The organism is Thaumasiovibrio subtropicus (genome assembly GCF_019703835.1).
GTDB lineage: Bacteria > Pseudomonadota > Gammaproteobacteria > Enterobacterales > Vibrionaceae > Thaumasiovibrio > Thaumasiovibrio subtropicus.
In genome coordinates this window covers 2,900,702-2,913,401 of the sequence record NZ_AP023054.1, presented here as the reverse complement: position 1 = coordinate 2,913,401, position 12,700 = coordinate 2,900,702, and the positions used below count along the sequence as shown (strand labels likewise).

General features: G+C 47.9%; 12 protein-coding genes. 11 read left to right on the top strand and 1 reads right to left on the bottom strand.

The window, feature by feature from the left end; all coding sequences use genetic code 11:
• Positions 1-35: 35 nt before the first annotated feature.
• Positions 36-881: a type I methionyl aminopeptidase gene (gene map / locus TSUB_RS12940; RefSeq protein WP_087022896.1), complete on the bottom strand. Its 846-nt coding sequence runs from the start codon at positions 879-881 to the stop codon at positions 36-38.
• A gap of 295 nt (positions 882-1,176) precedes the next feature.
• Between map and rpsB the strand changes: the two genes are divergently transcribed.
• The 11 genes from rpsB (at position 1,177) to lpxD (ending at position 12,671) form a co-directional block, all read left to right on the top strand.
• Complete coding sequence (rpsB, locus tag TSUB_RS12935) at positions 1,177-1,908, top strand: 30S ribosomal protein S2 (RefSeq protein WP_159064947.1); 732 nt, start codon at positions 1,177-1,179, stop codon at positions 1,906-1,908.
• Positions 1,909-2,027: 119 nt separating this feature from the next.
• Positions 2,028-2,873, top strand: coding sequence for a translation elongation factor Ts (tsf, locus tag TSUB_RS12930; RefSeq protein WP_087022900.1), 846 nt, complete (start codon positions 2,028-2,030; stop codon positions 2,871-2,873).
• Positions 2,874-2,963: 90 nt separating this feature from the next.
• A complete protein-coding gene (gene pyrH, locus TSUB_RS12925; RefSeq protein WP_087022901.1) occupies positions 2,964-3,692 on the top strand; it encodes a UMP kinase in 729 nt (242 codons plus the stop codon).
• A 49-nt stretch (positions 3,693-3,741) separates the two neighbouring features.
• Positions 3,742-4,299 carry a ribosome recycling factor gene (gene frr / locus TSUB_RS12920; protein WP_087022903.1) on the top strand — a complete coding sequence of 186 codons (558 nt, stop codon included), beginning with the start codon at positions 3,742-3,744 and terminating at the stop codon, positions 4,297-4,299.
• 73 nt (positions 4,300-4,372) lie between these two features.
• On the top strand, positions 4,373-5,134 hold the full coding sequence (locus tag TSUB_RS12915) for an isoprenyl transferase (RefSeq protein ID WP_087022905.1): 762 nt from the start codon (positions 4,373-4,375) through the stop codon (positions 5,132-5,134).
• 35 nt (positions 5,135-5,169) lie between these two features.
• A complete protein-coding gene (locus TSUB_RS12910) occupies positions 5,170-6,015 on the top strand; it encodes a phosphatidate cytidylyltransferase (protein WP_192867858.1) in 846 nt (281 codons plus the stop codon).
• 42 nt (positions 6,016-6,057) lie between these two features.
• On the top strand, positions 6,058-7,254 hold the full coding sequence (gene ispC / locus TSUB_RS12905) for a 1-deoxy-D-xylulose-5-phosphate reductoisomerase (RefSeq protein WP_087022909.1): 1,197 nt from the start codon (positions 6,058-6,060) through the stop codon (positions 7,252-7,254).
• Complete coding sequence (gene rseP, locus TSUB_RS12900) at positions 7,248-8,603, top strand: sigma E protease regulator RseP (protein WP_087022911.1); 1,356 nt, start codon at positions 7,248-7,250, stop codon at positions 8,601-8,603. Before ispC ends, rseP begins: the two co-directional genes overlap by 7 nt.
• Positions 8,604-8,660: 57 nt before the next feature.
• Positions 8,661-11,108 carry an outer membrane protein assembly factor BamA gene (gene bamA / locus TSUB_RS12895; protein WP_087022913.1) on the top strand — a complete coding sequence of 816 codons (2,448 nt, stop codon included), beginning with the start codon at positions 8,661-8,663 and terminating at the stop codon, positions 11,106-11,108.
• Between the two features lie 24 nt (positions 11,109-11,132).
• Positions 11,133-11,630 carry an OmpH/Skp family outer membrane protein gene (locus TSUB_RS12890; RefSeq protein ID WP_087022915.1) on the top strand — a complete coding sequence of 166 codons (498 nt, stop codon included), beginning with the start codon at positions 11,133-11,135 and terminating at the stop codon, positions 11,628-11,630.
• A 9-nt stretch (positions 11,631-11,639) separates the two neighbouring features.
• Positions 11,640-12,671: a UDP-3-O-(3-hydroxymyristoyl)glucosamine N-acyltransferase gene (lpxD, locus tag TSUB_RS12885; protein ID WP_087022917.1), complete on the top strand. Its 1,032-nt coding sequence runs from the start codon at positions 11,640-11,642 to the stop codon at positions 12,669-12,671.
• Positions 12,672-12,700 lie beyond the last annotated feature (29 nt).

Sequence of the window (12,700 nt, the reverse complement as noted above, 5' to 3'; positions counted from 1 at the left end):
TCGGCAGCTTTATGCTCGCCTTGTATACGGAGCGCTTAAGCGCCTTTCACGTGTCTAGGCAGGCTTTCTTCACCGCGTAATGTTAACACTTCACAGCCTGTGTCGGTGACAAGCAAGGTGTGTTCCCATTGCGCCGAGTTCTTATTATCTACAGTGTAAACTGTCCAGCCATCTTCTGCATCGACATCACAGCCGTACCGGCCAGCATTGATCATCGGTTCAATGGTGAAGCACATGCCAGCTTTAAGCACAGTGCGGTCATTGTTTTTGTAGTGGACGACTTGCGGTGATTCGTGGAACTCTGCACCAATGCCATGACCACAAAAATCTTTCACGATTGAGAGCTTCATTCGCGGATTATTTTTGTTTTGTGTCTTGATGAATTTCTCGATAGCAGTGCCGATTTCACCCAGCTTCAAGCCAGGCTTCACCTTTTTGATGGCAAGATACAAGCTTTCTTGCGCCATACGACACAAACGTTTGTTCTCGACTGATACTTCACCTACTTCAAACATCTTGGAAGTATCACCATGGTAGCCATCTTTGATGACGGTAATGTCGATGTTGATAATATCACCGTCCGCTAGCACGGCAGGTTTTTTACGGAAACCGTCAATGACACCCTCTTCCTCTGCGGGAATACCGTGACAAACGACGTGGTTTATCGAAGTACAAATCGATTTAGGGAAACCGTGATAGTTGAGTGGTGCAGGGATCGCACCTTGTTCGTTAACGATAAATTCGTGACAAAGACGATCTAATTCTTCAGTGCTAACGCCAGGTTTTACATGGGGTTCAATCATCTCTAGCACTTGAGCAGCCAGCTTGCCGGCCACGCGCATCTTTTCAATTTCTTCGGCGGTTTTAATCGTAATTGTCATCTAATCGTCTCAGTTGGCTGATATTGCTATACGGCTCTATGTTAGCAGGGGCTAGGCGCTCTGAAAACCAACAAAGGTTTTTGCAGCCAAAAGACTAGTAAATAGACTGCAAAATATGGTATAAAGCGCGCCGTAATCGTACTTACTGTCACCTAAGATGGTGTGCGGTTAACACCACGAATTTATTTTTAATGACTCACACATATCGACACATTCTCCGGGGTGCCCGACGCATAGCTGCTGACGGTCGGTAGAATGGGGTATGTGGACGCCTAACCCCATAGAGGATATTTCAATGGCAACTGTATCAATGCGCGACATGCTTAAGGCTGGTGTACACTTCGGTCACCAAACTCGTTACTGGAACCCAAAAATGAAGCCATTCATTTTCGGTGCTCGTAACAAGGTACATATCATCAACCTTGAGAAAACTGTTCCTATGTTCAACGACGCTCTAGCGCAAATCAGCAAAATTGCTGAGCGTAAGGGTAAAGTACTTTTCGTAGGTACTAAGCGTGCAGCCAGCGAATCAATCAAAGAAGCAGCTCTAGGCTGTGACCAGTACTACGTGAACAACCGTTGGTTGGGCGGTATGCTAACTAACTGGAAAACTGTTCGCCAGTCAATCAAGCGTCTTAAAGATCTTGAAGCTCAGTCTACTGACGGTACTTTTGACAAGCTAACTAAGAAAGAAGCGCTAATGCGCACCCGTGAAATGGAAAAACTTGAGAAGTCTCTTGGCGGTATCAAGAACATGGGTGGCCTACCAGACGCTATCTTCATCATCGATGCAGATCACGAGCACATCGCGGTTAAAGAAGCGAACAACCTGGGTATCCCAGTATTCGCAGTAGTTGATACTAACTCTAACCCAGACGGTGTTGACTACGTTGTTCCAGGTAACGACGACGCAATCCGTGCAATCCAACTGTACACTGGTGCAGTCGCTGCTGCGGTAACTGAAGGTCGTAACCAAGACATCGTTGAGCAAGCTGAAGAAGACGGTTTCGTCGCTGAAGCTGAGTAAGACTACCAGCTCCATTTGAGCATCTTTGTCTACAATCGATAGACGAAAGAATGGTTATCAGGGGCCTATGGGCCCCTGAATTTTACACCTTGTGTGATATTCAAACAGAGGAATAAACAATGGCAACTGTTACCGCTGCCCTAGTTAAAGAACTGCGTGAGCGTACTGGCGCAGGCATGATGGAATGTAAGAAAGCTCTAGTTGAAGCAAATGCAGACATCGAGCTAGCGATCGAAAACATGCGTAAAAGTGGTGCTGCTAAAGCTGCTAAGAAAGCTGGCAACATCGCTGCTGAAGGTGCAATCCTTATCAAAGAAGCTGACGGCGTTGCTGCGCTAGTTGAAGTTAACTGTCAGACTGACTTCGTTGCTAAAGATGCTAACTTCCTAGGTTTCGCAGAAGAAGTTGCTGCTGCAGCTCTAGCTGAGAAGCTAGACGTTGAAGGCCTAAAAGCTAAATTCGAAGAAACACGTATTGCACTAGTTGCTAAAATCGGTGAGAACATCGATATCCGCCGTGTTGCTTACATCGAAGGTACTAACGTTGGTTCTTACCGTCACGGCGACCGTATCGGTGTTGTTGTTGCTGGTGAAGCAGACGCTGAAACGATCAAGCACGTTGCTATGCACGTTGCTGCTTCTAAGCCTGAGTACGTTAACCCAGAAGACGTACCAGCTGACGTTGTAGAAAAAGAGCGTCAAGTTCAGGTTGAGATCGCGATGAACGAAGGCAAGCCTGCTGAAATCGCTGAGAAAATGGTTACTGGTCGTATGAAGAAGTTCACCGGTGAAGTTTCTCTAACGGGTCAGCCATTCATCATGGAACCAAAGCAAACTGTTGGCGATTTCCTAAAAGCGAAAGGCGCGACAGTTTCTAACTTCATCCGTCTAGAAGTTGGTGAAGGTATCGACAAAGGCGAGCAAATGAGCTTCGCTGACGAAGTAGCAGCTGCACAGAAAGGTTAATCCTTACTCGTTGCTAATAAATAAGGACCGTGGCCAAGGCTGCGGTCTTTTTATGACTCCCACACTCTCCTAAATTTGGAAGGTATAAGAATGACCACGAATCCTAAACCAACCTATCAACGAATCTTACTTAAACTTAGCGGTGAAGCACTTCAAGGTGATGAAGGCTTTGGTATCGATGCCCAAGTGCTCGATCGTATGGCTCAAGAAATCAAAGAGCTGGTTGAATTAGGCGTACAAGTTGGCCTTGTGATTGGTGGCGGCAACTTGTTCCGAGGTGCAGGTTTGGCGGAAGCGGGTATGAACCGCGTAGTGGGCGACCACATGGGTATGCTGGCAACTGTGATGAACGGTCTGGCTATGCGTGATTCTCTACATCGTGCCTATGTGAACGCTCGTGTAATGTCAGCCATTCCTCTGAATGGTGTGTGTGATAGTTACAACTGGGCTGAAGCGATCAGCCTGTTGCGTCAAGGTCGTGTGGTTATCTTCTCAGCAGGTACGGGTAACCCGTTCTTTACCACTGACTCTGCTGCGTGCCTACGCGGTATTGAGATTGAGGCAGATGTTGTGCTCAAAGCCACAAAAGTGGACGGTGTTTTCACTGATGACCCGGTAAAGAACCCAGACGCAGAACTTTATGATAAGCTTGCTTACCAAGACGTTCTGGAAAAAGAACTGAAAGTCATGGACCTGGCTGCATTTACGCTAGCTCGTGACCACAATATGCCGATTCGTGTCTTTAACATGAACAAGCCTGGTGCATTGCGCCGCGTGGTAATGGGTGAGCAAGAAGGCACACTGATCTCAAACGACTAATGGAATTTTCGGCTTGTGAAGCCGGAAAGTGATTTAAAAGGTACAGACAGTGATTAATGAAATCAAAGATGATGCGCAGCAGCGCATGGAAAAAAGCGTTGAAGCGCTAAAAAACAACCTAGCAAAAATCCGTACTGGCCGTGCACACCCAAGCCTACTAGACGGCATTCAGGTTGAGTACTACGGTGCGAACACACCGCTTAAGCAGTTGGCTAACGTTGTTGCTGAAGACTCTCGTACGCTTGCAATTACCGTTTTCGATAAAGAGCTTGCGCCGAAAGTAGAGAAAGCAATCATGATGTCTGATCTGGGTCTTAACCCAATGTCAGCGGGCACTGTGATTCGTGTTCCTCTTCCACCGTTGACAGAAGAACGCCGTCGCGATCTTGTGAAGATTGTACGTGCTGAAGCTGAACAAGGCCGTGTTGCTGTGCGTAACATTCGCCGTGATGCTAACGCAGACGTGAAAGCACTATTGAAAGAAAAAGAGATTTCAGAAGATGAAGATCGTCGCGCGCAAGAAGACATCCAGAAGCTGACAGATGCAGCAATTAAGAACATGGATGAAGTCCTTGCGGGCAAAGAAAAAGAGTTGATGGAAGTCTGATTTAAGATACACTCGACTGCTAAAGTGGAGCGCTGTGCGGCTGCATGGCGCTTTTTGTTTATTAGGGAGAGATATGACAGAGCATACATTGGCTGAACAGCTTCCCTCTGACGCCTTACCAAAGCATATCGCTGTGATCATGGACGGCAATGGTCGTTGGGCTCAAGCCCGAGGCAAAGCGCGCGTTTTTGGTCATAAAGCAGGGGTAGATGCGGTAAGGAAGACCGTCAGCGAAGCCAGTCGGCTTGGTATTGAGGTACTTTCTCTGTTTGCTTTTAGTAGTGAAAACTGGCGACGTCCGGAAGACGAAGTCAGCGTATTAATGGAGTTATTTATTACTGTGCTAGGACGTGAAGTAAAGCGCCTACACAAGAATAACATCCAGCTACGCGTTGTCGGCGATGTCAGCCGATTCTCTAAACGCTTACAAAACAAAATTGAAGAAGCGCAAAACCTGACCGCCAACAATCGTGGCATGGTCTTGAATATATGCGCCAACTACGGCGGCCAGTGGGACATAGTCCAAGCTGCACAAGCCGTGGCTAGGAAAGTACAAACTGGAGAACTGACTCCAGATGACATTCAAGAAACTGATATAGCCCAACATTTGACGATGGCAGATTTGCCAAATGTCGATTTGATGATTCGCACGAGTGGCGAATGTCGAATTAGCAACTTTATGTTGTGGCAGGCAGCGTATGCCGAGCTTTACTTTACCGACCTCTTCTGGCCAGACTTTGATGAGCGCGCCTTACAGGATGCACTTTATTGGTTTGTTCATAGAGAGCGCCGTTTTGGCTGTACGGGTGAGCAAGTCCAGGCCACGCACGTCTGATCAAGCATACACAAGAATAACGAGGTTACAGTTTGCTGAAACAACGTGTCCTAACAGCGATGATCTTGGCACCACTTGTGGTTGCCGGGATTTTTTTCTTACCTTTTAACTATTTTATTTTCGCTCTACTCGGATTAACTTTTATTGGTTTTTGGGAGTGGAGTCAGTTCACTCGACCAGCAAAGCGCCTGATTGAAAGCGTGTTAATGAGCAGTGTGCTTGTTGCCTCTGTATTGATCTTTCCGACCGATGTGGCAGCACTTCAAGCGCTGACTGTTAGCCACAAAGGGTTGCTGGCGCTGGGTGGCATTTGGTGGGCTTTAGCCTCCGTGATGGTGGTACGCTATCCCGCCTCAACACCAATGATTGCTTCACATGTGCTGTTTAGGCAGCTTTATGGTCTAGTGACGCTCATTCCTTTCTTTTGGTCCATTTTACTGTTGCGTGCTTACGATTATGATGCCAACCCTTACCACGGCGCGCAGTTAGTGATGCTCGTCTGTTTCTTGGTGTGGGCTGCCGATAGTGGTGCTTACTTCAGCGGAAAATCGTTCGGTAAGCATAAAATGGCGCCAGCAGTTAGCCCAAATAAGACGATTGAAGGCTTGATTGGCGGCATCGTCGCGGCTATCGCCGTAACATGGGCCGGGGCAAACGCCTTTAATATTCCTTTTCAGACCCCTTGGAGCATGTTGGTGATTGCGATGATTGCTGTCATTGCCTCTGTCATGGGCGATCTTGTTGAAAGTATGTTTAAGCGTGTCTCAGGAATCAAAGATAGTGGTCGAATTCTACCGGGACATGGTGGTATTCTCGATCGAATTGATAGCCTGACAGCCGCATTCCCAGTGTTTGCGCTGCTTTACCTTTGGCTACTTTGAACCTAAAAGCCGCGGTAAGTCCCGCGGCAATTAAGTGATAGCATGCGAAATCTTACCATCCTTGGAGCAACAGGCTCTATCGGCTCTAGCACCTTAAAGGTCGCTCAGCAAAACCCTGAACTGTTTAATATCGTCGCCTTAGGCGCTGGCAGTAATGTCGAGGCGATGGTGGCGTTATGCCTTAAGTGGCAACCGCGCTATGCCGCAATGGCGAGTGAAGCCGCGGCAAAAGCATTACAGCAACAACTGCGCGAAGCGGGTTGTAAGACACAAGTGCTTGCAGGGCAGCAGGGTCTTTGCGACATTGCGGCTCTTGATGATGTTGATACCGTGATGGCCGCGATCGTCGGTGCGGCAGGCTTGATGCCAACCATGTCAGCAGTGAAAAGTGGCAAGCGCGTGCTTTTGGCGAACAAAGAAGCGCTTGTTATGTCGGGTCAGCTGTTCATTGATGCCGTAGAACAGCATGGTGCTGAGTTGTTGCCGGTTGATAGCGAGCATAATGCGATTTTCCAATGCATGCCGGAAGCGATACAGCGCCGTATGGGACGCTGTGATCTGGACGATGCGGGCATCAGCCATATTTTGCTGACTGGTTCGGGTGGCCCATTCCGATACAGTCCAATCGAGTCACTCGCGCAGGTCACACCTGAGCAAGCGATTGCTCATCCGAATTGGTCGATGGGGCCGAAAATTTCGGTAGATTCTGCCACCATGATGAATAAGGGGTTGGAGTATATTGAAGCTCGTTGGTTGTTTAATGCCCAACGTGAACAACTGAAGGTGATCATTCACCCGCAGTCTGTTATTCACTCCATGGTGCAATACAAGGATGGCTCGGTACTCGCGCAAATGGGTGAACCTGATATGTGTACACCTATCGCGTGTACGATGTCGTACCCGAATCGCGTGAATGCCGGGGTAAAACCACTGGATTTTACCCAAGTCGGTGAGTTTACTTTTTTAGCGCCTGATTATGATCGGTATCCATGTCTGGCGTTAGCGATTGAAGCCTGTTACAGCGGCCAAGGGGCGACAACGGCACTGAATGCGGCGAACGAAATTGCAGTCGCTGCGTTCTTAAATGAACAGATTTCGTTTACAGATATTGCAGTGGTGAATAAGACAATCCTCGATCAGCTCAATATTGCTGAGCCAAGTTGCTTGGAAAGCCTTATCGAGCTGGATAGAATAACCCGTCAACAAGCCACACAACTGATCAAGGGGATGGCATGCTAGGGATGTTATGGAACGCTGGGGCATTTGTTATCGCATTGGGTATTCTCATTGCGGTACACGAATATGGTCATTACTGGGTAGCGAGACGATGTGGTGTTTATGTTGAGCGTTTTTCCATTGGCTTTGGTAAAGCCCTATGGAAGCGCACAGCGAAGAACGGTACAGAGTTCACCTTGGCGATGATTCCACTCGGTGGCTACGTGAAGATGCTGGATGAGCGTGTTGAGCCCGTCCCCGCGGAGCGACGTCACGAAGCGTTCAATAACAAAAAGCTCTGGCAACGCAGTGCAATTGTTGCAGCCGGCCCTATTGCAAACTTTGTTTTTGCACTTTTTGCTTATTGGGCGATTTTTGTTATCGGCGTGCCGACAGTGAAGCCGATTGTTGGTGACGTTGCCCCGCACTCCATTGCCGCAGAGGCAGGAATTACACCAGGAATGGAACTTACCTCTGTTTCAGGTATCAAAACCGCAGATTGGGAATCGGTAACGTTAGGCATTGTTTCACGTATTGGGGAAGATGATTTAACCCTTACCGCATACTCAACGGATGCGAATCGCCAGCAAACGTTCTCCCTCAATCTTGAACATTGGAGTTTTGACCCAGAGTCAGAGAGTCCAATTCAGACGATCGGTATAACGCCCTACCGTCCAGCCATTTTACTTGAGTTGGCGATGGTAGCGGAAGAGGGTGCAGCGGCGAAAGCCGGTTTACAGGTTGGCGATAAACTACTATCTCTTGCCGGAACTGAACTTCAGGAGTGGCAACAGGTCGTAGATATTATCCAAGCTAACCCTGAACAAGCGGTGATCATGGAGATAGAAAGACAAGGACAACGTCTTGCTATTGAGTTGATCCCGGATGCGAGGGCTGGTCATGATGGTGGCGTGACAGGTTATGCCGGAATTGCGCCAGCAGGTGAAGCATGGCCAGAGAGCTATCTTATTGATTTACAATATGGTCCAATAGCGGCTGTTGGAAAGGCAGCGGAAAAAACCTGGAATATGGTGGCGCTGACTTTTGAAATGGTGAAAAAGCTGATCGTTGGGGATGTTGCCCTAAACAACCTCAGCGGGCCAATTTCGATTGCAAAAGGTGCAGGAACAACAGCTGGTTATGGTCTCATTAGCTTCTTGGGCTTTTTGGCTTTGATCAGCGTTAACCTCGGTATTGTTAACTTATTACCTCTGCCAGTATTGGATGGTGGCCATCTACTGTTCAATGCAATTGAAGGAATTACGCGCCGTCCGGTATCTGAGCGCGTCCAAGAAGTAGGATATCGGATAGGTTCGGCGCTACTTGTAGCGTTGATGGCCGTAGCGCTATTTAATGATTTTACCCGCCTGTAATGTTACTGCGAAGTAGTAGGGCAGAGTGCGAAGTAACAAGGATTAATCACAATTACAATGGCAATGAAGAAACTGCTAATTGCGTCAGTATTGTTTAGCAGCAGCATGGCTGCGTACGGCGCTGCACCGTTTGTCGTGGATGACATTCGGTTTGAAGGACTCCAGCGTGTCACTCTTGGTGCTGCTCTTTTGCAAATTCCTGTCCGGGTTGGTGATCGAGTTGACGACAAAGACGCCGCCGAGATCATCCGAAGCCTGTTTGACTCAGGCAACTATGAAGATGTGAAAGTCTTCCGCGATGGTGATCAACTGTTGATTCGAGTCACCGAGCGTCCAACGATTGCAAACATTAGCTTCTCTGGTAACAAAGCGATGAAAGAGGAGCAACTGAGCGAGAACTTGGGTGCCTCTAACATCCGTATTGGTGAAGCACTGGATCGTACGACGTTACGCGAAATCGAGAAGGGTCTTGAAGACTTTTACTACAGCGTAGGTAAATACAGCGCGAGCGTTAAAGCGGTCGTAACGCCACTGCCGCGTAACCGTGCTGATTTGCGCTTTGTTTTTACCGAAGGTGTGTCTGCAAAAATTGAACAGATTAACTTTATCGGAAACAGTGTCTTTACAGATGAAGAGTTAGCGGCCGGTTTCCAACTCCGTGCTAACGTGCCTTGGTGGAACTTCCTTGCGAATGAAAACTACCAGAAGCAGGCACTAGCCGGCGATCTAGAAGGTCTTAGTACCAAGTACCTCAATGAGGGGTATTTGAAGTTTCGTGTTGAATCGACAAATGTCTCTATCTCACCAGATAAGAAGGGCGTCTACATCACCTTACAGGTAGATGAAGGCTTGCCGTACTCAGTGAAAGGCATTGATTTCCGTAACACCGAAGGTGGCGATACGTCTGGCTATGCAGAGTTGGCGACCTTTGAGGTGGGCGATATCTATAATGGCTCGAAAGTCACCGCCCTAGAAGAGGCGGTGATCAAGAAGCTTGCAGACTCAGGTTATGCTTACCCTCAGGTGCAGACTTTCCCTGAATTTGATGACGATAATCAAACCGTGAATTTGATGGTGAATATTGACCCGGGTAAGCGCATGTACGTGCGTAATATCGAGTTCACGGGTAACACCAATACCAAAGACGAAGTACTGCGTCGCGAAATGCGCCAAATGGAAGGTAGCTGGTTAAACTCATCCTCTATTGAGCGTGGTCGTGAGCGTCTTAGCCGTACGGGCTTCTTCGAGACGGTTGAAGTACGTACCAATCGTGTACCGGGTACGGAAGACATGGTTGATGTTGAGTATGTTGTGCGCGAGGCCAATGCGGGTAACATCAACTTTGGTATCGGCTATGGTACTGAGTCAGGTGTGAGTTTCCAGGCGGGTATTCAGCAAGATAACTTCCTCGGTACGGGTAATCGATTTGGTATTAATGCCATGATGAACGATTATCAGAAAAATATCAGCCTAGAATACCGTAACCCTTACTTCACGCTGGATGGTGTCTCTTTGGGTGGGCGCATTTTCTACAACGAGTTTGAAGCCAAAGATGCAAACATTGTTGACTATACCAATGAAAGTTATGGTACGACGTTGACATGGGGTTTCCCGTTTGATGAGTTGAACTTCTTTGAGTTCGGCTTAGGTTACACCCATAACAAGATCTCTAATCTGGATGCATATTTACAGATTGAGCAATTTTTGAAAGTGCAAGAGCCTAACATTGATCGTTCAGATAACAGCTTGAACGTCAATGACTTTGACTGGTCAATCTCTTGGACTCGCAACAACCTTAACCGTGGTTTCTTCCCGACGGCAGGTAGCTATCAGAACGCCTACTACAAAATGACCTTCCCAGGTTCAGATGTACAGTTCTATAAAGCACAGTACGAAGTCAGAAAATACTTCCCGCTGACAGACGGCCATGAGTTCAGCTTTATGCTACGTGGACGTTTAGGCTACGGAAACGGCTATGGCGATATTGATGGTAATGACCATTTATTGCCATTCTACGAAAACTTCTACGCGGGTGGTTTCACTACATTGCGTGGCTTCCGCTCAAACACAGCAGGTCCAAAAGCCGTCTATGATGGTAACACCAACTGTGTGGGTGGCGGCGGAGACATTATCGGTGGCAACCAGTGTTTGACTGGCACAGATAAGTCGGTCGGTGGTAACGGGATGGCGCTAGCGAGTGCTGAACTGTTTGTCCCGACACCATTTGCCTCAGAAGAGGCACGAAATCAATTACGCACCAGTGTCTTTATCGATATGGCTTCGGTTTGGGACACAGAGTTTGATTTGTCAGGTAAGAGCATAGGCAGTGGCGGTCAGTACATTTATGATTACTCTGACCCAACGAATTTCCGTGCTTCTTACGGTGTTGCCCTACAGTGGATGTCACCTATGGGGCCGTTAGTATTCTCTCTCGCTAAGCCTATCAAGAAGTTTGAAGGCGACCGCGATGAGTTCTTTTCATTCACAATTGGACGAACGTTCTAATTACGATTCTTGAGGAAAACTGTTTTGAATAAATGGATTAAAGCTGCATCACTAGGTCTGATTCTGAGCACTGCGACAGTTGCGGCACAAGCAGCACAAAAAGTAGGTTTTGTCGTTAGCTCTCAAATCATGCAAGAGATTGCAGTGTCTTCTGATGTGAATGGCAAGCTTCAGCGTGAGTTTAAAGACCGCATTGCTGAACTACAGGCATTAGAGAAAAAAGTACAACCAAAACTAGAAAAGCTGCAGCGTGACGGTGAGTTGATGACTCAAGACGAGCGTCGCAAGCTTGAGCGCGAGATTCAAGCGATTGAGTCTGATTACAAACTAAAAGCGCAAGCACTACAAGAAGATCAGCGTCGTCGTGGTGCTGAGGAAGAGCAAAAAATGGTTCAGCGTCTACAAGACGTTGTGCAGGAAGTGGCAGAAGCCAATGGTTACGACATGGTTATCGATCGTAACGTTGTTGCATTCGGCGACCCTTCACACAACCTAACTGAGAAAGTAATTAAAGCGCTGTAAGGAATTTTTATGGCAACCCAGATGACACTTGCTGAACTAGCGTCGTTTTTAGAGGCAGAGCTACATGGCGACGGAGACGTCGTGGTGAGCTCTGTGGGCAGTACTGACACGGCTAAAGAGGGACAAATTACCTTTTTGACCAGCAGTAAGTACCGCAAAGCTTTGGCAAACTCACAAGCTTCCGCTGTTTTGGTCAAAGAGGGTGATCGCGAGTTTTGTCAAACGAACGCACTTGTGGTCAAAGACCCTTATCTCGCGTATGCATGGTGTGCGCAACTGTTTGATACCACGCCACCTTGTGCTGTCGATATTGCACCCTCTGCCGTTGTTGCAGATGATGTGAAGCTTGGCGAAGGGGTGAGCATCGGTGCCAATGCAGTGATTGAGTCAGGTGTCGTTTTGGGTGATCGCGTCCAGATTGGCGCGGGTTGTTTCGTGGGTAAAGAAGCCGAGCTTGGTGCAGAAACCAAGCTTTGGGCTAATGTCACCATTTATCACCGTGTAAAAATGGGTGAGAAGTGTTTAGTGCAATCAAACTCCGTCATTGGTTCCGATGGCTTTGGTTACGCGAATAAAGCTGGCCAGTGGATTAAGATCCCACAAACGGGCACGGTGGTGATTGGTGATCGTGTTGAGATTGGTGCGTGTACGACGATTGATCGTGGCGCGATTGAAGATACCACCATTGCAGATGGCGTTATCATCGATAACCAATGTCAGATTGCGCACAACGTTTCAATCGGCGAAAATACTGCGATTGCAGGTGCGACTGTGATGGCGGGTAGCTTGAAGATCGGTAAGCATTGCCAGATAGGTGGTGCATGTGTGATTAACGGTCACATAGAAATAGCTGATGGGGTGATTATCACGGGGATGGGGATGGTGATGAGACCAATCACTGAACCCGGTGTATACTCCTCAGGTATCCCGCTGCAAACTAACCGCGAATGGCGTAAAACGGCAGCTCGCGTTCTTAAGATCGACGAGATGCAAAAGCGCCTAAAAGCTGTTGAAAATCAGCTAAATGACAGCGATAGCTGAGCAGCCTTGATCACATGAGCTATTATTGG